We start from the raw sequence: 21,790 nt of genomic DNA, 5'->3' as shown, positions 1-21,790 counted from the left end.
AGCTTCCAGTCGCTCAGCTTCCAGTCGCTCAGCTTCCAGTCGCTCAGCTTCCAGTCGCTCAGCTTCCAGTCGCTCAGCTTCCAGTCGCTCAGCTTCCAGTCGCTCAGCTTCCAGTCGCTCAGCTTCCAGTCGCTCAGCTTCCAGTCGCTCAGCTTCCAGTCGCTCAGCTTCCAGTCGCTCAGCTTCCAGTCGCTCAGCTTCCAGTCGCTCAGCTTCCAGTCGCTCAGCTTCCAGTCGCTCAGCTTCCCGTTGCTCGGACGCCTCAGGTGTTGTGATGACGGGTTCGCCCGGCTCGTCGAGCACAGACTCGCGGTGCGCCTCTGCGCTCTGAAGCCCCGCCTCAAACGCCGCGCGCAGCGCAGCTTCGACATCGTCTTCGGCTTCGGGCTCAGCGGCCACGGCCCCATCAGTCGGGGCCTCCACTGCCCCAGCCGCCTGCGGCGCTTCCACCGTCTCCTGAAGCGGAGGTTCAGCGGGCGGCGCGTCAACGACCGCTTCAGGCGGCGCGGCTTCAGGCGGCGATTCAGGAGTGGACGGCGGCGCCGCAGTCCGAGCCTCGCGCTTCTTCAACCAGAGCCACAGGACGAATCCCAGCGCCAGTCCACCCAACAAACTCAGTAATAAATCATCCATCGTGAGATCGTCCCGAGGCCAGCGGGGGCCCAGCGCCCCTCGTTTGACAACGTCGGCAGCTTAACGGTCTTGGGACGCTCTGCGCCAGCCGTTCACCCTGCCATGTTGCGCGGTGAAATTCCGCAGTCGCGCGCAGACCCTCCAAAAAGTACAGTTGCGAACCTCAAGCAAAACCTCCACCATCGACTCCATGGTTTGGCGTAAGTTCAGCCCCCCCGTTTCGCGTCGCACCGCCCTGGGCGGGTTATTGAGCGTCGCATGCGGTGCAGGCCGTAGCGGAGAGCTGCCCAGCGCGGAAATTCAATGGGTCGGTGGAGACTTGCCCCCATTTGTTTGGCAGGCCAATGGCAAAGGCACCGGGTTTGCCCATGACCTTGCACAGGAGTTGGCCCGGCGTCTGGGCCGCAAGGACCCCGTCCGGTTCTTGCCCTGGGCCCGCGCGGTTCGTTTGACCGCAGTTGGGGAACCCTTCGGCATCTTTCCCTTGGCCCGAACCCCGGATCGGGAAGAACAGTTTCGCTGGCTGATTCCCTTGACCCGCGTGAAGTACACCTTGATCACGCGACAGCAGGACCGACGCGACTGGACGATAGACAGCCTCAAGTCCGCCCGCGTGGTGATTTTGCGCGGCTCACCCATTGGTCAGCACCTGAAAGAGGCAGGCTTCTCCTCCATCGGGGAGGCCACCCACTACTGGGACATGCTGCGTTTGTTGGACGAAGGTCTGGTTCAAGCGATCTATGCGGGCGAACCCATGCTGAAAGCCGCGGCGCGTGAAAGCCAGCGGGACTGGAGCCAGTACCGCGAAGTGGGACACCTGGGCGAAGCAACGCTGTACATGGCGTGCGCGCTTTCTATTCCCCCCATCGAGGTCGAGCGTTGGATGCAGGCCTACCAAGCGGCCGAATTGGACGGCACGGTGGCCCGCTTGCGGCAGCGGTACGGGCTCACCGGATAACGAAACGGCCGCTCGGCCAACTGCGCAAGCGAGCTCGACGAAAATCCCGTCTCGCCTTGACGGATTGCCATGGATCTTTACCTCGACGCCAACGCCACCACGCCTGTTTTGCCCCAAGCCCGGGAGGCGGCATTGGCCGTCATGGATGCGGAATTCGGCAACCCCAGTAGCACCCACACGACGGGGTTGCGTGCCAAAGCCCGGGTGGACGCTGCACGGGCCCGAGCCCGTCGTTTGTTGGGCCTGAACTCGGGAGATCTGATCTACACCAGCGGGGCCACCGAAGGCATTCAAACTGCCGTTCTCTCGGCCTTGCAATCACTGCGGGGTTGGACGGGGGCAACCCCACCCCTGCTGCTTTACGGAGCCACCGAGCACAAGGCCGTACCCGAGGCCATTCGCCACTGGCAAGCCTTACTTCAAGTTCCGGGACAAATGGCCGCCATTCCGGTCGACCGAACGGGGCGCCATGACTTGGGGTGGCTGCGAGACCACGCGCCCCGTGCCGGACTGGTTTGCACCATGGCCGCCAACAACGAAACCGGGGTCATCAGCGATTTGGACGGCATTGAGGACGCCCTCCAGGGCAGCCCCGCACGGTGGTTGGTGGATGGGGTTCAAGCGCTGGGGAAATTGGACCTGCGTTTGTCCGAGCGACGCATTGACTACGCCCCGTTTTCCGGCCACAAGCTCTACGCACCCAAGGGCATTGGTTTGCTGTATGTGCGAGCCGGTAGCCCCTACGTGCCCTTGATCGCCGGCGGGGGACAGGAAGCCGCACTGCGCTCGGGAACGGAAAACATGATTGGCATCGCGGCGCTGGACGCCGTGCTGGAATCGCTCGAGGAAGGCTGTTGTTTTCAGTCTTCCGCCCGCATGGAGACCTTTCGGCTGCGCCTGCTGGAGGCCCTGCAAGAGGCTTTTCCTGGTTTGCTCCTCAATGCTCCGCTGGACATCACCCTGCCGACCACGCTGAACTTCGCTGTGCCCGGCCTGAGCAGCAAGTTGCTGTTGGACTTGGCCGATGCGGCGGATGTCCGCGTGAGTGCAGGATCAGCCTGCAGTGCGGCCAAAGCGCAACCGAGTTTTGTGCTGCAAGCCATGGGCTTACCCGATTGGCAGTGTGAATCCGCCGTTCGACTTTCATTCGGCCCCTGCGTGGACGACGCGTTCATCGAGCGGGCTTGTGCGCGCATTCGAGCCTGCGGCGCGGCCTTGCGGACACACCGCTTCGAGCCGCCAGCCATTCCGGTTGCCAGCCCAGATCCGCTCGACGCCCATGTCGATCGCGCTACGTTGCAGGCTTGGTTGTTGGCGGGTCGCCCCCTGCGGATCCTGGATGTACGCGAGCCCTACGAACAGTGCCTGGGTCCAGACTGCCAGTTCGGCGCACTCACACCCCAACCGTTGCCCTTGTCCCAGCTGCTGCTGGAACCTCATTTGATCGCTTCGCTGGCTCTGGAACCCAGCACCACGGTCGTGTGCATTTGCCGCAGCGGACGCCGCAGCATTCAGGCGGCAGCCTGGCTGCGGCATCAGGGGCACGCCCGTGCGTACACGCTGGATGGCGGGTTGGCGCTGTGGCCGCGGGCCCCGGTCGGCCTGGACCCCGCCCTGAGCATTTGAGCCACTGATCGGCCGCCGCGTCGTCCCGTCTGCGGATGTCCCAGGGGGAGGCTGCGCCATGCCGCCGTCCCGATGATGCGCGCCAGCCCCAAATTTGGACGCCGCGCATGAATCGTTCCCTGCTGATGCTGGCCGCTTGTCAGGCCCTGCTGCTCATCAACAACATCACCTTCATTGCCATCAATGGCTTGGTGGGATTGGCTTTGGCCCCCGTGGGATGGATGGCGACCTTGCCCATCACCGGCTATGTGGTCGGAGCCGCGGTGTCTGCACTTCCCGTCGCCCGATTGCAGGCGCGCTGGGGGCGACAGAAGACGTTCCAGCTGGGCCTGGCCGTGGCTTTTTTCAGCGCTGGTCTGTGCGCCTGGGCGGCTTACGAGCAGTCGTTTTGGGGGTTGGTTGCCGCCACAGTCATCGCGGGCTTTTACAGCGCCAATGGGGCGCTGTACCGGTTTGCCGGGCCTGAATTGGTTCCCGCCAGCCATCGGGAGCGCGCCCTGTCGTGGGTGTTGGCGGGGGGCGTGGTGGGCGCCTTTCTGGGGCCGGAGTTGGCCACCCTGTCCCGCGATTGGGTGCCGGTGCCCTTCGTTGGCGCCTATCTGGCTTTGATGGGCGTTGCGCTGCTGGGCGGCGGGATCATGGCGTTCATCCACTTCCCGCCCCTTTCTGCCGCCAAGCCCGACGCACCGCCGGGACGGACCCTGCGCGAACTGGCGCGCCAGCCAGACTATTTGGTCGCCGTGGTGGCCGCCGCGCTGGGTTACGGAATCATGAACTTGCTCATGGCCGCCACGCCCATTGCGATGCAGCAATGTCAGTTGCCATTCTCTTCAGCCGCCTGGGTGCTGAAGTGGCATGTTTTGGGGATGTACGTGCCCAGCTTTTTTACCGGTCACCTGATTCAACGGTTTGGCGCTCGCCCCATCATGGCGGCGGGCGCCGTGTTGAACTTGGGCTGCGTGGGCGTAGCGCTCAGCGGCGTGGACCTGATGCACTTCTGGGTCGCGCTCACTGCTTTGGGCGTGGGTTGGAACTTCCTTTACACCGGGGCCAGCAGCTTGCTCCAGAAAACCTACCGCCCTGAAGAGAAAACCCTCGCCCAAGGCGGCATGGACAGCGCCGTGTTCTGGACCATGGCGCTGAGCTCCTTCTCTTCCGGCGCCCTGATCACCACCCAGGGGTGGACTTGGCTGAACTGGGGATCGCTGCTGCCCATAGCCTGGGTGTTTCTCGCCCTCCTGCTGCTGCGCTCGCCGCAACCCCGCCGCGGAATTTGAACCGGGTGCGTCGTTACTTCTTGCGCAGCGTGGTTAGCGGGATTGAAGCGTCGGCAGCTCGCTCAGCATTGGCCAGGAGCAACGCGCGGCGTGGCGCAGTGGTCAAGCCGGAGCGAACGGTCAAATGCAAGCTGTAGCCTCCAGACGCCAGGGTCTTTGGGAGCGTCCAAGTGCCGGAAGTGGACTGGCTGCTGCCCCCACCCATCGAGCTGCCCAGGCTACCCGGTAAGGCACCGGTCCAAACGGTCGCCCCAGCCCCCGAGCGCAGCTCCACCCGCACCGACCACGGCTCGTAGGCAGGCGCGTTGCCGAGGTTTTGCAGCCCCGCTGAAACACTCAAGACACCCGCCGTGGTCAGCGTCACCGAGGATTGGGTCAAGGCATAGCGATAGCCCGCTTCCCGCCCCAGCGCGGTCAGGTCACTCTGTTCTTGCGGGCTCAGGCTCGCCCACCGCTGGCTCAGGCTCACGCCATTGGCAAAGTTGCCATTGCCAATCGTGGAGATATGGAACTGGGCCGCTTGTTGGCGGGCCGTGGCAGGGTTGTTGAGGGGGTCGCCGCTCTCAAAATTACAAAATTCGGCCACAAAGGGCGCCGTCTGCCAACGATTTGAAAACTGCGCCCAGTCGGTGGGGTGGTTCAACCACTGGTCGAAAAACCCGGCCCGGGACAAACAGTCCACCCGCAAGCCCACCGGCAGTTGCGTCAAGGTCTGCTGATTCAGACCATAGTTCAGCGCTTCGCGGTTGCTGTAGAGCGCAAACATGACCTGCCGCACGCCGGGAAAAGCCTGAAAGTGCATGTCGGCGAAGCCACGCTTGCTGGCCTCCGTGATGGGCGTGATGCCGCTGGGCGCCGAGGCGTACAGGCCGCTGTGAATCGTCCACTCGCCATACTGGCCATAGAGCCCCACGTCGATCCACGCCAGGTCCGCGGTGCTGCTACCCAGCGCCGTTGCCAGAGACGTCATCATGTGCCGAGCCCGCTGCTGCAAGTACGGATCGTTCCAATCGGGCACAAAAGTCAGGCCCGACTTGGCCGGGTCGTCATCGGCCCAGAATCCGCACCCCGCCACGCAACTCGGATGGCCCACCAGGTCAGCAGGCAGGTAAATCTGCCCATCGTCATAGCCCGCCATCATGCGGATCCGGAACGCGAACTTACGTCCCTCGGAGCGGGCCGTCGCCAGATCGTTCAGCAGAGCGCTGAAGTTGAAATTCCCCGGCGTCGGCTCCAGATCTCGCCAGTGGTAGCGCTGATAGGCGTCCAACGCACGTTCACCCTGAGGAACCACCTCTAGACCGCGCCATCGGTAGTAGCCCTTCAGCGGATTGATCGCACCGTCGGCCTCCACCGCCAGCGGCTGAAAGCTGGCGGTCACCGTTTTGCCCTCCCATCCGCCCGCGGTTGGCTTGCCCGCAAAAACGCTGGTGCTGCTGATGCCGATAAGGGCCGCCACAGCCCACTGCCCCACTGCCTGCATGCTGAATCTCCTGCCGGGTCGCCGCACGCGACCGCCGATGACCCGATTCCAGCACGCGCCACGGGGCCTTTCAGCGGCGAAATTGTGAGCATTCGCAACCGAAGCGCTACACCGCGCCCCACCCCATCGCCTGCGCGATCGAGCGCCAAATCGGCACGGCCGCGGGGGTGCACAAGGTGACAAGCAGCAGCACGTTCAGGGCGACACAGCCCCAAGTCCAGCGGAGAAACACCGGTTTGGCCGTTTTGTGGCGAAAAACCTGTTGGCCGAGCAGCGCACCCGGCCAGCCCCCCAAGAGGGCGAGGGCATGCAGTGAGGCCTCCGCAATGCGATCCCGGCCCCGAACGGCCGCCCACTTGTCCAGGCCGTACAAGATGAAGAGTGCCGTCGACAGCGCCCCGTACAGCAACGGGACCGGCCGCGGCAAGGGCCACGCCAGATGAATGGCCCCCAACAACACAGCAAAGACAGGCAAGACCAACAGTCGAGAACTTGCGGGCTGCGAGGCCGGGCGCGCGGCTGTTTTCACGGGCGTCGACGAGGGCTCCAGGCTGCGCACCTGGATCGCCCGCCGGGACCGGCCCTGCCCCTGAAGCTGAAATGAAACGGGCTCCCCAACCCGGGGAGCCCGATATTGCAGACGGCCGCTCAGGTCGGCACGGCGCACCAGGGCGCGTTCGGCGCCCTCAGCTTGGACAAAGCCCAGGCCCTTGGCGTCATCCCATTGCGCCACACGGCCGCGACATGCACGCGGGCGCCCCGCCTTCACGGTCGATCAGAACTCGCGGCGGCGCGGTTTGCCAAAACCACCGCGCGGGCCTTGCGGAGCCCGGTCGTCCCGGTCGCCCCAGCCGCGCTCGGCAGCCGGACGGCCTTCACCCGCGAACGAGCGACGCTCACCCTCGGGTTGCCCACGACCCGGACCGCCAAACGGCTTGCGCTCGCCGAAGGGTGCCCGGTCCCGGTCACCGAAGGGTTTGCGATCCCCGAAGGCCGCACGGTCCCCAAAGGGCTTGCGATCACCAAAAGCCGGGCGGTCGCCAAAAGGCTTGCGATCCCCAAACGGAGCACGCTCCCCAAACGGCTTGCGATCGCCGAAACCACCCCGGTCACCGAAGGGCTTGCGGTCGCCCTCGGGTGCCGCACGCTCCGTCCCGCCAAACGCCGGTCGGTCGCCCCATGGCTTGCGATCGCCCGCCTGAGCCCGGTCACCCCAGGGCTTGCGGTCGCCAAACGGGGTGCGATCCCGCTCGCCAAACGGCTTGCGCTCGCCATAGCCCCCGCGGTCACCAAACGCGCGGCGCTCACCACCAAACGGGCGGCGTTCACCGTCGAATTCACGGCGCGGGCGCTCGCTGAAAATCACGGGGTCCGGCTTCTTCGGCTCCAAGCCGTCGATGCGGGTGGGGGCCAAGGCCTCCTTGGTGTACGCCTGCAGTCGACGCAAGCGCGGCAAGTCCTCGCGCAGCGCCAGCGTGACGGCCAGGCCCGTCCGGCCCGCACGGCCCGTGCGACCGATGCGGTGCACATAGTCTTCAGCCTTCATGGGCAGGCCCAGGTTGATCACGTGCGTGATCGTCGGGACGTCAATGCCGCGCGCTGCTACGTCGGTGGCCACCAACACGCGCAACTCACGGCGGCGCAAGCCCATCAAGGTGCGGTTGCGCTTGCCCTGGGGCATGCCGCCATGCAAGGCCGCCACGGCGTGGCCGATTTCGGCCAGCTGACCGGCCAACTGCTCGGCCTCGATCTGCGTGCCCGCAAACACCACGGCTTGGTCCAACGCGGCGTCGGCCAGCAGGTGCTCCAGCAGGGCTTGGCGGTGGAAGGGATGATCCGCCCAGTGCAAGCGTTGCTCGATCAGCGCCTTTTGCTCGGGGGCGCTCACCACATCGATGCGCTCAGGCTCTTGCAGCAACTCGCGCGCCAACTCACCGATACGGCCGCCAAAGGTGGCGCTGAACATCAGCGTCTGGCGCGGCTTGGGCAGCATGGCAGCAATGGCTTCGATGTCTTCGATGAAACCCAAATCGAGCATGCGATCGGCTTCGTCGAGCACCAGGGTTTGAATCTGGCTCAGCATCTCGGGGTGGCTGGTGGCCAAATCCAGCAAGCGGCCGGGCGTGGCGATCAGCAAGTCCGCCCCGCTCTTCAGCCGGGCCACTTGGGCCGGATAGGGCATGCCACCCACGAGCGTGCACACCGTGAAGGCATGGATGCCCCGGCCAAACTGGATGGCAGCTTGCGCCACCTGCTGAGCCAACTCCCGCGTGGGAGCCAACACCAGGGCCAGGGGCTGCGCCACCGGCCCTTGCTGGCGCGCGGCACCGCGCGTTCCGCGACGCGGGGGGCCACTGCGGTTGAAAGCCCGGGGGGCCACGAAAGCGGGAATCAAGTCGGGCTGCGCTTCGCGGCGCGCCAGCACTTGGTTCAGGATCGGCATCAAAAAGGCTGCCGTCTTGCCACTGCCGGTACGGCTGCTGACCATCAGGTCGCGCCCCGCCAGTCCCAGGGGGATCGCGCGTTGCTGAACTTCGGTTGCGGATTCAAAGCCGGCGGTACGAACGGCGGCCAACAAGGCTTCGGGCAAGCCCAGATTTTCAAAAGACATGGTTCTCAACTTCTGACAACACACGCCCGCAGGCGGCCTCCTCGGTCGCCTGGGCGCGGGGGCCTGTGCCCCCCAAATCGGTCGCGAAATTCCCTTCCAATCCAGAAGGGATGCAACGGCATCACCGCCGACCGATGGCCCGTTTACACGGGGCGCGGGCTCAATGACTTGAATGAGCCCCAGGAGGAGTCAGGGGAGATGAACGACTGCGCCAACCAAAGCTCGGTCGACGCAAGAGTTGGACTGTAGCACGAATCGGGGAAAACACCTAAATACCACGTGAACCTTGTCACGCTTTGACAGCTTTCACCCAGCCTCGCAAGGCATTGAACCAGGCCACCTCCTCGGCCAGCGCCCAATCAGCGGGGGTCAAACACGCTTCCCGCAAGCGCCCCTGCTCCAGCCAATTCGCCCGCCCCACGCCAGGTAACAGGCCGGCGGCGGCTCGGGGTGTCAACCACAACCCGTCTTTTTTTATCGCCACGTTTCCAAAGCAACCCTCGGTGAGTTCGCCGGATTCATTGACCAACACCCAGTCCCACAGCGACGTTGGCTTGCGCGAGAGATAGGCTTCATAAACCTCCCGCCGTGTGGTTTTGTGGGTCAAGAACTCGGCGTCTGGCCCCTGCGTGTCGATGGGCCACGGCGCCAGCGCCAGACGAACGGGTTGCGCGGCGGGCTGAAGCCCATCGACTTGATAGGCCAGGCGGCCATCGGCCGGCAACACCAGACGAACCCGGTGCACGCCATCTGGCCAGGTCTTCGCGATCTCAGCCAGGGCTCGCCGCGCCCCCGCGGCAGAGTAACTCAATCCAAATTGCCGGGCCGATCGACCGAGACGCGCAAGGTGGGCCTCAGCATGCGGGAAGCAGCCATCCTCCAACCGCAGCGTCTCCAGTCCCTGGACAGGCGCCTGGGCCCGCACCAAAAATCGGGTCTTGGCCCGCCACTCCCGCAGTTCCGCGTCCGGATCAGAATCCAAGGTGATCCCGCTGCCCACGCCGGCCCTCAAACGCGCCGATGGCCGCAGCTCCACCGTGCGTATGGGCACATTGAACGTCACGGCGCCGCCCGGCTGGATCAGCCCCAACGCACCGCAATACCACCCCCTTGGCGCGCCTTCCAATTGATGAATCAACTGCATGGCTTGGCGCTTGGGAGCACCGGTGACCGATCCACAGGGGAAAAGCGCCGCAAACACCGCGGACAACGGGGTTCGCGCGGGCGTCACGGCCGTCACGGTGCTGGTCATTTGCCAAACGGTGGACAGCGCATGCAATTCAAAGAGCCGGGGAACACGTACGCTGCCCACTTGAGCCACCTGCCCCATGTCATTGCGCAGCAGGTCGACGATCATCAAATTCTCGGCGCGCTCCTTCTCACTCGTTCGCAGATATAGCTGCGCGGCCTCGTCCGTCACGGCATCGACGCCGCGGGGCGCGGTCCCTTTCATGGGCTGTGCGCCCAACAGCCAGGTGCGGTGGTGGTCCGGCAAGGGGCGCCAATCAAAGAACAGTTCGGGCGACACGCTGGCAACGCCGCCTTCGTGGTCCATCGTCCGCAGAAAGAGGGAGAAGCCGCCCGGCTGCGCACGATGCAGCGCCCAAAACAAGTCTGCGAAGTCCACGCCATCAGCCAGTTCGCTGCACAAGCGGGTCGTGAGGTTGATCTGATAGACCTCGCCCTCGCGAATGGCCCTTCGAACCTTCTCTATCGAAACACGATCAGCGTCGGGCGTGTGCAACGCTTGCTGCCAAGGCCCGGTGCAGCGGCGCAGCTCTTCGGCGGCCGGCCAAGCCTGCGGCGCATCGCGGTACAGGGCAAAGGCGGCCAGCACCCCTTCCGCAGGCTCGCACGCCAGAACCGGATTCAGTGCGCCGGCGGCTTCGTATCGCAAGCCCCCCAGTACCCAGGCGCCCGCCATGGCCTGCGCATGCATGCGATCCAGCAACGGCGCCACTTCCTCGGGTCGACGCGCCACATGCCATTCATCGGGCGGACGACGCCACAGCCCCTGAACCCGTTCGCCATCCTCGCGTGACAGCGGATGCCGCGGGAAGTCAAAAGCGGCTTCAACCGGCGCCACAGAGCAGCCTCATCCCAAATTGAGAAAGTGCGCCCGGTAGTGCACAAGCTCGTCAATGGATTCCTGAATATCCGCCAGCGCCGTATGGGCGCCAACTTTCTTCACCCCCTCCAAAACTGCCGGTTTCCAGCGGCGGGCCAGTTCCTTCAGCGTCGAAACGTCCAAATTCCGGTAGTGGAAAAAAGCCTCGAGTTCCGGCATGTAATTGGCCAGGAAGCGCCGATCCTGGCAGACGCTGTTCCCACACATGGGGCTTTTGCCCTTGCCCACATAGGTTTCCAAGAAGGCGATGGTGGCGCGACCGGCAGCGGTCTCATCGACCGTGCTGGCTTTGACCCGATCAATCAGCCCACTCTTGCCGTGCGTGTTCTTGTTCCAATCGTCCATCGAGTCGAGTACGGCGGCGCTCTGGTGAATCGCAAACACCGGACCTTCGACGCGCACACTCAAATCCGGGCTGGTCACCACCACGGCGATCTCGATCAACCGATCCCGAGCGGGTTCCAGCCCCGTCATTTCGCAGTCGATCCAAATCAGGTTGTTGTCGTTGCGCTCCAAGCTCATGGCGGCCTCCGGTAAAGAGGCCCCATTGTGCCCAGCCGCCTACACTGGTCGACCGCCCTCTTTCGTTCCGACGGATGTCCGCCAACCTCGTTACCGTTTCCTTTGTCGTGGCGCTGCTGGGCAGCACGGCGCTGCGACTGTGGCTCAACCACCGTCAGTTGCAACACGTGGCCTTGCACCGGAACAATGTACCCACGGCATTTGCCACGACGGTTTCCTTGGCCGCTCACCAAAAGGCCGCGGCATACACGCTCGCCAAGGGGCAGTTTCAGTTGTTCAGCCTGCTGGTCGGGGGCATGTTGATCGTGGCTTGGACGCTGCTGGGGGGGCTGCAGCTGCTCACCCAGGGCATCGGCGCCGGGGTCGCGCCCAGTGCCTGGGCCGGCTACGGGCAAGGACTGGCGCTGCTCGGTGGCTTCGCCCTGATTTCCGCCCTCTTGGACCTTCCGCTCGAGGCAGCACAAACCTTTCGGCTGGAGGCCCGCTTTGGCTTCAATCGAACCTCCTGGGGCCTGTGGTTGGGCGATCACTTCAAGGGACTGCTGGTGACGCTCGTACTGGGGCTGCCCCTGGCCTGGGCCGTGCTGGCCTTGATGCGACACGCCGGCAGCCTGTGGTGGGTGTGGGCCTGGGGCCTGTGGCTGGCGTTTTCGCTCACGATGATGGTGCTACTTCCCCTCGTCATCGCTCCGTTGTTCAATCGCTTCACGCCCCTGACCGATGCCACCTTAAAGGCTCGCATCGAAGGACTGTTTCAGCGCGTTGGACTGAGCACCAGCGGTCTGTTCGTCATGGATGCGGGGCGCCGCAGCGCCCACAGTAACGCGTATTTCACCGGCCTGGGTCACGCCAAAAGGGTGGTGCTCTTCGACACCCTGCTGGACCGCCTGACGGCGGAAGAAACAGAAGCCGTGTTGGCCCATGAGTTGGGTCATTTCAAATTGCGACACGTGCCCAAACGATTGGTATCCATGGCCATCATCAGTTTGGTCGGGTTTGGGCTCCTGGGCTGGCTCTCCGAGCAGCCGGCGTTCTATTTGGGATTGGGAGTCCACCCCAATTGGATGGGAGGCCATGAGGCGCTGGCGCTGTTGCTGTTCCTGCTCGTGCTTCCCACCCTGACCTTTCCTTTGACCCCGCTGATGGCCTGGGCCTCACGCCGGCACGAGTTTGAGGCTGATGCGTTTGCGTGCCAGCACGCCAACGGGCGGGCGCTGGTGTCCGCCCTGCTCAAACTGCACGAAGACAACGCCTCCACGCTCACACCCGACCCCTTGGTGGCCCGCTGGACCTACTCGCATCCGCCAGCAGCGGAGCGCATTCCCGCCATCGAGGCGCAACTTTGAAGCGGCGCAGCGCCTCCCCGAACGATCACTGCGCTCCTGGCTCCTCGGGCTTGGTTGTGCGCGGCCACGGTCGCCACTACCTGGTGGAGGCGGCCGACGGCACGCGCGTGCTGTGCCATCCCCGCGGCAAAAAGAGCGAAGCGGTGGTCGGTGATCGCGTGCGTTGGGCCCCGAGTGGAGACGAGGGGGTCATCGAAGCCTTGGAGCCCCGCCGCAACTTGCTGTACCGGCAGGACGAATGGCGTAGCAAGAGCTTTGCCGCCAACGTCGATCAACTGCTGGTCTTGGTGGCCGTCGAACCGGTTTTTAGTGAATCACTGCTGAGCCGCGCCTTGGTGGCGGCGGCCGAGGCCGGCATGGAAGCGCGTATTGGTCTGAACAAGACCGACCTTCCCGCTGTCCAGGCGGCACGACAGCGACTGGCCCCCTACCGCGCCATGGGCGTTCCCGTTTTCGAATGGAGTTTGACCACCGCCATGGAAACGGCCCTGGCGGAATTACGCCCGTGGCTGCAGGGCAAATCCACGGTGGTCTTGGGGCCCAGCGGGACAGGAAAGAGCACCCTCACCAATGGCTTGGTGCCAGATGCCCAAGCTCAAGTGGGCTCGATTTCTGAAGCGCTCAACAGCGGGCGTCACACCACCACACACACGCAGTGGTATTGGATTGAGCCCGGTACAGGGTGGCTCGATTCCCCCGGGTTTCAGACTTTTGGCATTCAACACGTGGTGCCCGCGCACCTGGCCAGCCTGATGCCCGATTTGGCCAGCGCGCTGGAAGCGCCGTGCCGATTTGCCAACTGCACGCACCGGCAAGAGCCCGGGTGCAGCGTGCGAGCCGCCGTCGCCAACGGCAGCATTCACGAAAATCGGTACCGGATTTACCTTGAACTTTTCGAGGAACTCAGCCGCCCTCCCCACTACGGCTGATCTCCCGAACTTCTGCATCCACCACGTCGCCGGGCCCAAATCCCCGGCGCTGCGGCCCCGTTCCGCGATGGAAGCGCCACTGGGCCCGCGCCGGACGCTGTGGCACGGGGCGACCGAGCAAACGGGCCACTAGGCGACGGAGCGCAAACACCCCCATCAACAGGGCAGAGACCGCCAGCCCGACCAAGACCAACGCCAACCCCGTCAGTGCGGCGAACCCCAAGAACAGCCCTCGAATCAGTGCATTCACGCCAAGTTCCTCTGGAAAACCCGCAATAGCTGGGGATGGTGCCTAAAAAATCAAGTCCGTCCCGCAACATCCACCTTTTGTAGGGCTGAGGGCCCTTCAAATTGGAGGCAAGATCGAACCATGACGACCTATCGCCTGCTGTACATCGAAGACAACCCGGTCAACACCTTGGTGGTGGAGGAGTTGGTGGCGCGGCGGCCGGACGTGGAATTGCGCTGCGCCGAGGACGGCCAAGAAGGTCTCGCCCTCGCAACCGAGTGGAAGCCCCACCTGGTGCTCCTGGACATGCAGTTGCCGGACATGGATGGCTTCGCGGTGTGGCACCAGTTGAAATCACATCCGGACACAGCGCAGATCCCGTGCATTGCCCTGTCAGCCAATGCCATGCCCGAGGACATCCGCGCCGCGCTGGCCCTGGGCTTTGCGGACTACTGGACCAAGCCCATCGACTTTCAAAAATTTGCTGAAGGACTGGCCCAGCGTCTGCCGCCGGGCTAGCCCCCCCTGAGACTCGACCTCAGGCGGGGAGCAGTCCGCGCGCCTTCAGCATGGGCTCGATCCGGGCGTCATGGCCTCGGAACGCCCGGTAGGCCGCACCCGGCTCTTCGCTGTTGCCCGCCGCCAGAATGTGCTGCCGGTAGCGCTGAGCGGTCTGCGCATCAAACAGGTCACCCGCCTCCTGGAACGCTTCAAACGCGTCACAGTCCAAGACTTCCGCCCACAAGTAGACGTAGTACCCCGCCGCGTAGCCATCTCCCACAAACAAGTGCTGGAAGTGGGGCAACCGGTGATTCATGCCGCAGTCCGCCGGAGCCCCCAGCCGCGCCAAGGTATCGCGCTCAAACGTCACGATATCGGGAGCCACCTCGTCCTCTAAGGCGTGAATGGCGAGGTCAACCAAGGCCGATGCGGTATAGCGCACGGTCTCATACCCCTGATTGAAGAGCTCAGCGGCCTTGATGCGATCAATCAGGGTCTTGGGAATGGGTTCGCCAGTGCGATAGTGCTTCGCATGCCGTTGCATGACCCCGGGATCGGCAATCCAATGCTCCATCAACTGGGACGGCAACTCGACAAAGTCCCGCAGCACCTGGGTTCCGCTCAAACGCTCATAACGGGTCTCACTCAGCATGCCGTGAAGCCCGTGGCCGAACTCATGGAAGAGCGTGCGCACATCGTCCAGGCTGAGCAGCGTGGGCTCGCCCGGCGCTCCCTTGGCAAAGTTGTTGTTGTTCAGAATGACGGGCGATTGCACGCCGCCATTGCGGTGGGCGTAGCGCAGGGCGTTCATCCACGCCCCGCTGCGCTTGCCCACGCGCGCAAAGTTGTCGTGCAGGAAAACCGCGCGGTGGGCCCCGTCGGCATCCAGGACCTCATACACCTGCACATCCGGGTGATAGGCCGGCCAATCGGGGCGAGATTCAAATCGAAGGCCAAATAAGCGCTGGGCGCAGTCAAACAACGCCGCAACCATCGCCGCCAGCGGGAAGAAGGGCTTGAGCTCCGCCTCATCCAGGGCGTAACGCGCCTGTCGAACTTTCTCGGCGTAGAAGCGCCAATCCCAGGCCTCAACCGGTCCGACGAAATCATGAGCCGCTGCCGCGGCTTGAACCGCCTCCCGCTCCCGCTCCGTGGCGGTCAAGGCGGCGTCCCAGACGCGCAGGAGCAAAGCTTGGACCGCCTGCTGGTTCTGCGCCATGCTGTCGGCCAGCTGGTAATCCGCAAAACAGTCGTAACCATGGAGGCGCGCCTGCTCATTGCGCAGGGTGAGGATCTCTTGAGCAATGGCCCGGTTGTCCGTTTCACCGGATTGCTCGCCCCGACCCACCCACGCACGCCAAGCGGCCTCCCGCAAGTCGCGACGGGCCGAAAACGTCAAGAACGGCACCACATGCGAGCGCGACAAAGTGACCAGGTGATCGCCGTCCGGCAAACCGCGCTCCGCAGCCGCTTGACGCATCACGGCGCGCAAGAAGTCGGGCAGGCCAGCCAGTTCCGTTTCAGTACGCAGCACCAAACGATATCCAGCCTCGTCGGCCAGAACGTTTTGCGCAAACTGGGTGTTCAACGCCGCCAAACGCTGCATGATGGCCGCATAGCGCTCCCGCGACGACACCGACAGTCGGGCCCCCGCGCGGGTCGCCTCCAGATGGAGTCGCTCCAACAGCCGGCGCTGGTCCGGCGCCAGCGCCAAATGATCCGCCTGGGCCTGAAGGGCCTCCAAACGGGAAAAAACACCCTGGTGCATGGCCACCCAACTCATGTGGGCCGCCAGGGGCTCCGCCAGATCCCGCTGCACCGCTTGCAACTCCGAGGTCGTGGCCGATGCCGTCAGCGTGTAGAACAGTGCCTCAATTCGGCTCAGCATCCGACCACTGGCATCCAGCGCCGCGACGGTGTTGTCAAAGGTGGGCGCGGCTGCCTGTTGGCCGATCGCCTCGATCTCCGCCCGGTGCGCTGCCATGGCCGCCTCAAAGGCGGGCCCGAAGTGAGCGGCCTGGACAGTCGAAAAAGGCGGCAGCCCTTGCGGCGTGCTCCAAGCCTGCAGCAGGGGATTGGCCGCGCTCATTGGCCCGCCGCCTTCTTTGCCGCTTCCTTTTCCTTCTTCAAAGCCAGTTCATCCGCCTCGTCATAGGGGCGGTTGCCACACTCCTCACGCCACTTGTCTTGCTCGTCCCCCAGCTTGTCCGTTCGCGTGCCCAAAGCATCTTTCTTTTGGTTGAAGGTTTCCACCTTGGCATCAAAAGCCTTGACGTCCTCGATAAAGGCCTTCTTCCGCGTCACATAGGCATCGATCCGCTTCTTCAACTCTTCCGACTGGTCATTGATGTCCTTGGTGGTCTCAGCGCGTTCCTTTTTGCTGAGCTCTCCCTGCTTGGCATTGAACGCCTCAATGCGCTTGGCGAGGGCCTCCTTGTCGGTCATGATGGCTTGCTCAAGAACCGAGAACTCCGCGTCCTTGGTGCGAATGCTGTCGCGCTCCGACAGGATGCCATTGCGCTCTTGAACCAAGGCCGCATCTTCTTTCTTGATGGCTTCGTTTTCCTCGTTTTGCGCATCGCGCCGCACAAAACAGGCTCGCAGCTCATCGCGCGTCATCAGCTTGGCCCTGGGTTTGGCGGTGGGCACTTCGGCCCCTTTGGGCGCTGGCTTCGCGGCCGCCGATTTCGCCGGCTTGGCAGGCGCTTGGGATTGAGCCACTACCACGCCAGACGTGGCGATCAAAGCAGAGAAAAGAAGTGCAGTGCGCATGACGAAAGGCAGACGAGGGAAAGTTGGAAATGATGCCATGGTGCAAGCCTCAGAGGCTTCGCTCTTGATAATCCCACTTCTCCATCTCCAATGAGTCCGGCCCCCCGGGTGCCCACACTGACCACATGAAAAACACTCTCTTGGCCACGGCAATGGCCACTGCTCTGAGCGCAGGTGCGCAAGGCACCGGTGACGACCCTTATTTGTGGCTTGAAGACGTGTCCGGCGACAAAGCGATGGCGTGGGTCAAAGCACGCAACGCGGAAACGGAAGCCCTTCTCAAGAACCGACCGGGCTATGAATCGCTGCGCACCGAGCTTCTGGAAGGGCTGAATGCGAAGGACCGCATTCCTCGCTTCACTCGCATGGGCGATTGGATTTACAACCTTTGGCAGGACGATCAGCACAAACGGGGGCTGTGGCGCCGCACCACGCTGAAGGAATACGCCAAGAGCAAGCCGGCCTGGGAGACTGTTCTCGATCTGGACGCGTTGGGCGCTGCGGAGCACAAGAGCTGGGTTTTTGCCGGCGCCAATTGCCTGGCGCCGGAATACCGTCGCTGTTTGCTGTCGCTCTCGCCCGGCGGGTCAGATGCTGCGGTCGTGCGGGAGTTCGACACCCATGACAAGGCGTTCGTGAAGGGCGGTTTCGAGTTACCCGAGGCCAAGAGCCAAGTGGACTGGAAGGACCTCAATCACATCTATGTCGGCACCCAATTCGGCCCGGGCAGCATGACCGATTCGGGCTATCCCCGCATCAGCAAACTGTGGTCCCGCGGCACGCCGCTGGACCGTGCACAGACTTTGTTTGAGGGTCAGACCAAGGACACGTGGGTTGGGGTCAGCGTGGACGGCCATGGTGCCAAACAACGAACGTTGATCCAGCGCGCCCTGGACTTCTATCGTGCGGAGTACCACTGGGTGACGCCCCAAGGGTTGAAAAAGCTCGAACTCCCACTGGACGCTCAGCCGCGCCTGTGGGGCAATCGCCTGCTGGTCCAGCTGCGCTCAGATTGGCAGGTTGGCGCCGATTCCTTCAAGGCGGGCAGCCTGCTGGTCGGTTCATGGGACGGATTTCTTAAGGGGCAAGCTCAGTTCCGCCGCCTCTTCGAACCGACCACCACACGCTCGCTGGCCGGCTACATCACCACCCGTCACCATGTCGTCTTGAACATTTCAGACAACGTGGCCAGCAAACTTGAGGAATGGGATTTCCGGGGCAAACAGCCTAAATCCAGAGCCATCGCAGCGCCCTTCCCGGGCACCTTGAGTCTGGCAAGTCTGCACGACAGCGATCTGAAAACAGACCCGCTCGCGGACCGCTACTTGGTCAACTACGCTGACTTTTTGACACCCGACTCCTTGTACCTGGCACAGGCCGGCAAGGATGAACGCCAACTGCTCAAGAGCCGGACCGCGTGGTTTGACAGCGCCGGCATGCGCGCTGAACAGCATTTCGCCGTCAGCAAGGACGGCACCCGAGTCCCGTACTTCGTGATTTCGCCCAAGGGTGCGCAGCTCGATGGCAAACAGCCCACGCTGTTGTACGGCTACGGCGGTTTCGAGGTCAGCATGACACCGCGCTACAGCTCCAGCTGGGGGCGCGGCTGGCTGTCCAAAGGTGGCGTATTGGTGATGAGCAACATCCGCGGCGGCGGCGAGTTTGGCCCTCAATGGCACAAAGCCGCAATCCGCGAGAACAAGCAGCGCTCCTACGACGATTTCATTGCCATCGCGGAAGACCTGATCGCCAAGAAAATCACCACTCCGCGGCATCTAGGCATCATGGGCGGCAGCAATGGCGGCCTGCTCATGGGGGCCATCGTCACGCAGCGTCCAGACCTCTTCAACGCGGTGGTGTGCCAAGTGCCGCTGCTGGACATGAAGCGGTATCACACGCTGCTGGCAGGCGCGTCCTGGATGGCCGAGTATGGCGACCCAGACAAGGCCGAGGACTGGGCGTTCATTTCGAAGTACAGCCCGTATCAAAACGTCAAGGCGGGCGTGAAGATGCCCCGGGTGTTGATCAACACCAGCACCAAGGATGACCGCGTGCACCCGGGACATGCCCGCAAGATGGCGGCCCGCATGATCGAACAGGGTCACAACCCGCTGTACTGGGAAAACATCGAGGGGGGCCATGGCGGTGCTGCCGACAACGAACAGCGCGCCACCTGGCAGGCTTTGGAATACAGCTACCTGTGGATGCAGTTGGGCGGTCAGTGATGCATGACCTTCGCCACAACGAGCGTCAGCGCCGCTTTGAGTTGCACGTCGGCGACGCCGTCTGCGAACTTGACTACCAACTGAGCGGCTCCACGGTCGTGTTCACCCACACGGGCACCCCCCCGGCCCTACGCGGCCAGGGGCTGGCGGCCGTGATCGTGCAAGCGGGGCTGCAATGGGCTCGCGACCAAGGCCTGAAGGTCAGCCACGGGTGCAGCTACGTCGAAGCCTACTTCGACAAACACCCGCAGTGGGCCGATTTGCGACCCTAAGGCGCACCCAACCCAAGGGCCCGTACGGGCCCTTTTTTCATCTCAACGGCGTTTGCCGCTGTCCCACACCTGCTGGCCGTTTTCCAACTCAAACGGCGGCAGGGGCCCCGGCACCGGCAGCAACTCGAAAACACGCTCCGGCGGACGGCACAAGTCCACCCCCCGCGACGTGACCACAATGGGACGATTGAGCAGCTCCGGGTGGGCCGCCAGCGCGTCCAGCAAGTCCGCCTCAGTCACATCGGGTCCCGCCAATCCCAGTTCGATGAAACGCGCCTCTTTTTCCCGCATCAGTCCCCGCAGACCGCGCCCACTGGCCGCTGCCCACACCAAGAGCTGCGTTCGGCTGGGCGGCATCTGCAAGTACTCCACGATCTCCGGTTCGATGCCGGCGTGTTGTATCAAGGCCAACACGTTGCGGGAGTTGCTGCAACGGGGGTTGTGATAGAGGGTGACAGCGTTCATGCCTGAACTTTCGCACACCACCACCCGGCGCTCAGCTCTTCAAGGGCTCGCGCCTTAAAAGCTCAGCACGAAGGCTGCCCCGCCCTCTAGGGGCCGTACGTGCCGCAGTCGCCCGCCCATGCCGTGGACCAGCTGGCGCGTCAGCGTCAAACCGATGCCACTGCCGCCAGGCGCGGCGCTGAAAAACGGCAAGAAGATCTGCTGCTCCAAACCCGCCGGCACGCCGGGCCCGTTGTCGCGCACGGTCAGGCGCAGTCGGCCGCCCCGCGAGAGCTTGGCCTCCACCCAGAGCTTGGGCTGCGCGCAGTCCCGGGTGGCGACTTCGGCGTTGCGGATCAAGTTCAGCAGGGCTTGCTCCAGCTGCGCGGGATCGGCCTGCAAACGCAGCCCCCCTTGGTGGAGGGTGAACAGCACCGCCCCGCCCCGCGCCACCCAGGCGGGCGCCACGGCGACCTCTAGGCGCCGCAGCAGCGCCTCCACGTCCACCGGCTCCAACTGCGGCGGCGGCACCTGGCTCAGCCGCCGGTAGTCCAACACGAAGCGCTGCAGGCCGGCCGCCCGCTGCGCCACCGTGTCCAGGGCCAGGCGCAAATCGGGCCCGGCATCGACCTGGCCCGCCTCGGCCTCCTCCAACAAGCCCAGCGCGCTTTGGCTCAGGCTGGCGATGGGAGTGAGCGAGTTCATGATCTCGTGGGTGAGCACCTGCACGAGCGAGCGCCAGGCGTCCTGACGCTCCGCCTCGAGTTCGTTCTCCAGCGGCAACAGCACAATCAGTACCTGCTCTTGGCCCGCCAGGCTCAAAGCCTGCAGCGCCAAACCCCAGCGCTCGCCGCCGCGTTCGGTGTCCAACTGAATCTGCCCGCCCTGCCCCGCGCGGGCGCGCTCGACCAGGAGCGCCTGCAGCGCCTGCGCGTCACGCACACCGCCGGGTGCCATCAAGCGCCGCGCACGGGCGCTCAAGGCTTGCAGCCGCCCCCCTCCCTCCCACATCCAGGTGGCGGCGGGCAGGTGCTCCAGCAGCACTTGCAGGCGCAGTAGCGCCGTGGGCTCCTGCCCACCTGTAGCCGGCTCGGCGGCCTGGATGGGCACGGGCGGGGTCTGGGGGCGGCGCGCCAGCAGCGCCGCCATGCCGCCCAGGGCCAAGGCGACGCCCGCCACCTGCCAGCGCGCACTGGGTTGGGCGCATGCGGCCCCGGCCGCCATCAGCAAGGCCGCCGCCACCCAAGTGCGCCCGTCAAAGGCCATGTTTGTCCAACCGCCGGTACAGCGCCGCACGCGAGATGCCCAAGCTGCGCGCAGCGGCGCTCAGGTTGCCCTGGGCCTCGGACATCGCCGCCAGCAGCGCCGCGCGCTCCTGCACCGCCAGCGAGCGCGGGGGCTCCGCTTCGGCCGCCTCGGCGTGGGCTGGTGGGCTCGCTTGCTGCAAGGCCTCGTGGCAGGCCGCCACCAAGCGTGCGTTGTCCCAGGGCTTGGTGATGAAGTCCCAGGCACCCCGCTTCACGGCTTGCACGGCCAAGTCGATCTCGGCGTAGGCCGTCATGACGATCACCTGTGGGGGCTGGGGCAAGGCCATGACCTGCGCCAGCAAGTGCAGGCCTTGGGCGCCATCGCTGCGACCCGGACCAAAGTTCATGTCCAAGAGCACCAGGGCCGGCCGATGGCGCTGCAGCGCCCCCGCCAGCTCCGAGGGGCGCTGAATGCAATGCAGCGGCGCCACGCGGCGCTGGAGCAGCAATTGCGCGGCCAGCCCGACGTCGGGGTCGTCATCGAGCAGCAGGATGCAGGTCGGGGCTTGGGTCATCGGGGGCCATCT

19 protein-coding genes and 1 pseudogene are annotated in these 21,790 nt (G+C 64.4%); 8 read left to right on the top strand and 12 right to left on the bottom strand.

The genetic code is table 11. The annotated features are described in order from the left end of the window. Positions 1-633, bottom strand: a pseudogene (locus tag I7X43_RS15010) (hypothetical protein); the annotation flags it as partial. Positions 634-952: 319 nt separating this feature from the next. Here I7X43_RS15010 and I7X43_RS15005 point away from each other — a divergent pair. The 3 genes from I7X43_RS15005 (at position 953) to I7X43_RS14995 (ending at position 4,494) form a co-directional block, all read left to right on the top strand. Then, on the top strand, positions 953-1,591 hold the full coding sequence (locus tag I7X43_RS15005) for a substrate-binding periplasmic protein (RefSeq protein WP_198101764.1): 639 nt from the start codon (positions 953-955) through the stop codon (positions 1,589-1,591). Between the two features lie 69 nt (positions 1,592-1,660). Beyond that, entirely contained in the window at positions 1,661-3,217 is a 1,557-nt protein-coding gene (locus tag I7X43_RS15000; protein WP_198101763.1) for an aminotransferase class V-fold PLP-dependent enzyme, read from the top strand. A 107-nt stretch (positions 3,218-3,324) separates the two neighbouring features. After that, positions 3,325-4,494, top strand: coding sequence for an MFS transporter (locus tag I7X43_RS14995; protein WP_198101762.1), 1,170 nt, complete (start codon positions 3,325-3,327; stop codon positions 4,492-4,494). Between the two features lie 13 nt (positions 4,495-4,507). Here I7X43_RS14995 and I7X43_RS14990 read toward each other — a convergent pair whose 3' ends face one another. The 5 genes from I7X43_RS14990 to orn all read right to left on the bottom strand — a co-directional run bounded on the left by I7X43_RS14990 (position 4,508) and on the right by orn (position 11,238). Further along, on the bottom strand, positions 4,508-5,977 hold the full coding sequence (locus I7X43_RS14990; protein ID WP_198101761.1) for a DUF4832 domain-containing protein: 1,470 nt from the start codon (positions 5,975-5,977) through the stop codon (positions 4,508-4,510). 106 nt (positions 5,978-6,083) lie between these two features. Next, complete coding sequence (locus I7X43_RS16600) at positions 6,084-6,710, bottom strand: DUF1294 domain-containing protein (protein WP_310737582.1); 627 nt, start codon at positions 6,708-6,710, stop codon at positions 6,084-6,086. Positions 6,711-6,752: 42 nt separating this feature from the next. After that, a complete protein-coding gene (locus I7X43_RS14980) occupies positions 6,753-8,588 on the bottom strand; it encodes a DEAD/DEAH box helicase (RefSeq protein WP_198101760.1) in 1,836 nt (611 codons plus the stop codon). A 289-nt stretch (positions 8,589-8,877) separates the two neighbouring features. Further along, positions 8,878-10,674: a chorismate-binding protein gene (locus I7X43_RS14975; RefSeq protein WP_198101759.1), complete on the bottom strand. Its 1,797-nt coding sequence runs from the start codon at positions 10,672-10,674 to the stop codon at positions 8,878-8,880. A 9-nt stretch (positions 10,675-10,683) separates the two neighbouring features. Next, the gene (gene orn / locus I7X43_RS14970; protein ID WP_198101758.1) at positions 10,684-11,238 is read right to left on the bottom strand and encodes an oligoribonuclease; all 555 of its coding nucleotides are present in this window, start codon (positions 11,236-11,238) and stop codon (positions 10,684-10,686) included. A gap of 74 nt (positions 11,239-11,312) precedes the next feature. On the opposite strand from orn, the gene I7X43_RS14965 reads away from it, so the two are divergent. Continuing rightward, the gene (locus I7X43_RS14965) at positions 11,313-12,584 is read left to right on the top strand and encodes a M48 family metallopeptidase (protein WP_198101757.1); all 1,272 of its coding nucleotides are present in this window, start codon (positions 11,313-11,315) and stop codon (positions 12,582-12,584) included. 50 nt (positions 12,585-12,634) lie between these two features. Beyond that, positions 12,635-13,513 carry a ribosome small subunit-dependent GTPase A gene (gene rsgA, locus I7X43_RS14960; RefSeq protein WP_246480451.1) on the top strand — a complete coding sequence of 293 codons (879 nt, stop codon included), beginning with the start codon at positions 12,635-12,637 and terminating at the stop codon, positions 13,511-13,513. Here the strand turns inward: rsgA and I7X43_RS14955 are convergent. Further along, a complete protein-coding gene (locus tag I7X43_RS14955) occupies positions 13,488-13,763 on the bottom strand; it encodes a hypothetical protein (RefSeq protein ID WP_198101755.1) in 276 nt (91 codons plus the stop codon). The genes rsgA and I7X43_RS14955 overlap by 26 nt on opposite strands. Positions 13,764-13,883: 120 nt before the next feature. Between I7X43_RS14955 and I7X43_RS14950 the strand changes: the two genes are divergently transcribed. Then, entirely contained in the window at positions 13,884-14,261 is a 378-nt protein-coding gene (locus tag I7X43_RS14950) for a response regulator (protein ID WP_198101754.1), read from the top strand. 19 nt (positions 14,262-14,280) lie between these two features. Here the strand turns inward: I7X43_RS14950 and I7X43_RS14945 are convergent, their stop codons facing one another. Further along, positions 14,281-16,332, bottom strand: coding sequence for a M3 family metallopeptidase (locus I7X43_RS14945; protein ID WP_198101753.1), 2,052 nt, complete (start codon positions 16,330-16,332; stop codon positions 14,281-14,283). Then, positions 16,329-17,015, bottom strand: a complete 687-nt coding sequence (locus I7X43_RS14940; RefSeq protein ID WP_198101752.1) for a hypothetical protein — start codon at positions 17,013-17,015, stop codon at positions 16,329-16,331. Before I7X43_RS14940 ends, I7X43_RS14945 begins: the two co-directional genes overlap by 4 nt. A gap of 125 nt (positions 17,016-17,140) precedes the next feature. Between I7X43_RS14940 and I7X43_RS14935 the strand changes: the two genes are divergently transcribed. Next, the gene (locus I7X43_RS14935; RefSeq protein WP_198101751.1) at positions 17,141-19,240 is read left to right on the top strand and encodes a prolyl oligopeptidase family serine peptidase; all 2,100 of its coding nucleotides are present in this window, start codon (positions 17,141-17,143) and stop codon (positions 19,238-19,240) included. Then, complete coding sequence (locus tag I7X43_RS14930; RefSeq protein WP_198101750.1) at positions 19,240-19,512, top strand: GNAT family N-acetyltransferase; 273 nt, start codon at positions 19,240-19,242, stop codon at positions 19,510-19,512. The genes I7X43_RS14935 and I7X43_RS14930 overlap by 1 nt, the downstream gene beginning before the upstream one ends. A gap of 42 nt (positions 19,513-19,554) precedes the next feature. Here I7X43_RS14930 and arsC read toward each other — a convergent pair whose 3' ends face one another. From arsC to I7X43_RS14915, 3 genes are read right to left on the bottom strand one after another with little or no spacing between them, the layout of a single operon-like run. Beyond that, the gene (gene arsC, locus I7X43_RS14925; protein WP_198101749.1) at positions 19,555-19,977 is read right to left on the bottom strand and encodes an arsenate reductase (glutaredoxin); all 423 of its coding nucleotides are present in this window, start codon (positions 19,975-19,977) and stop codon (positions 19,555-19,557) included. A gap of 54 nt (positions 19,978-20,031) precedes the next feature. Beyond that, positions 20,032-21,222 carry a sensor histidine kinase gene (locus I7X43_RS14920; RefSeq protein WP_198101748.1) on the bottom strand — a complete coding sequence of 397 codons (1,191 nt, stop codon included), beginning with the start codon at positions 21,220-21,222 and terminating at the stop codon, positions 20,032-20,034. Next, on the bottom strand, positions 21,212-21,778 hold the full coding sequence (locus I7X43_RS14915) for a response regulator (protein ID WP_198101747.1): 567 nt from the start codon (positions 21,776-21,778) through the stop codon (positions 21,212-21,214). The genes I7X43_RS14920 and I7X43_RS14915 overlap by 11 nt, the downstream gene beginning before the upstream one ends. Positions 21,779-21,790 lie beyond the last annotated feature (12 nt).

The sequence above is a fragment of the Inhella gelatinilytica genome (genome assembly GCF_016093295.1).
Taxonomy (GTDB): domain Bacteria; phylum Pseudomonadota; class Gammaproteobacteria; order Burkholderiales; family Burkholderiaceae_C; genus Inhella; species Inhella gelatinilytica.
The sequence above is the reverse complement of the archived record's forward strand: the minus strand, read 5'-3'. Positions and strand labels throughout refer to the sequence as shown.

What these genes read in the sequence shown, in the direction of transcription:
- I7X43_RS14945 (WP_198101753.1), bottom strand. Translation starts at nt 16,332, where the DNA reads ATGAGCGCGGCCAATCCCCTGCTGCAGGCTTGGAGCACGCCGCAAGGG.
- I7X43_RS14915 (WP_198101747.1), bottom strand. Translation starts at nt 21,778, where the DNA reads ATGACCCAAGCCCCGACCTGCATCCTGCTGCTCGATGACGACCCCGAC.
- I7X43_RS14990 (WP_198101761.1), bottom strand. Translation starts at nt 5,977, where the DNA reads ATGCAGGCAGTGGGGCAGTGGGCTGTGGCGGCCCTTATCGGCATCAGC.
- I7X43_RS14930 (WP_198101750.1), top strand. Translation starts at nt 19,240, where the DNA reads ATGCATGACCTTCGCCACAACGAGCGTCAGCGCCGCTTTGAGTTGCAC.
- arsC (WP_198101749.1), bottom strand. Translation starts at nt 19,977, where the DNA reads ATGAACGCTGTCACCCTCTATCACAACCCCCGTTGCAGCAACTCCCGC.
- I7X43_RS14940 (WP_198101752.1), bottom strand. Translation starts at nt 17,015, where the DNA reads ATGCGCACTGCACTTCTTTTCTCTGCTTTGATCGCCACGTCTGGCGTG.
- I7X43_RS14920 (WP_198101748.1), bottom strand. Translation starts at nt 21,222, where the DNA reads ATGGCCTTTGACGGGCGCACTTGGGTGGCGGCGGCCTTGCTGATGGCG.
- I7X43_RS14935 (WP_198101751.1), top strand. Translation starts at nt 17,141, where the DNA reads ATGAAAAACACTCTCTTGGCCACGGCAATGGCCACTGCTCTGAGCGCA.
- I7X43_RS15000 (WP_198101763.1), top strand. Translation starts at nt 1,661, where the DNA reads ATGGATCTTTACCTCGACGCCAACGCCACCACGCCTGTTTTGCCCCAA.
- I7X43_RS14950 (WP_198101754.1), top strand. Translation starts at nt 13,884, where the DNA reads ATGACGACCTATCGCCTGCTGTACATCGAAGACAACCCGGTCAACACC.
- I7X43_RS14980 (WP_198101760.1), bottom strand. Translation starts at nt 8,588, where the DNA reads ATGTCTTTTGAAAATCTGGGCTTGCCCGAAGCCTTGTTGGCCGCCGTT.
- I7X43_RS14965 (WP_198101757.1), top strand. Translation starts at nt 11,313, where the DNA reads ATGTCCGCCAACCTCGTTACCGTTTCCTTTGTCGTGGCGCTGCTGGGC.
- orn (WP_198101758.1), bottom strand. Translation starts at nt 11,238, where the DNA reads ATGAGCTTGGAGCGCAACGACAACAACCTGATTTGGATCGACTGCGAA.
- I7X43_RS14995 (WP_198101762.1), top strand. Translation starts at nt 3,325, where the DNA reads ATGAATCGTTCCCTGCTGATGCTGGCCGCTTGTCAGGCCCTGCTGCTC.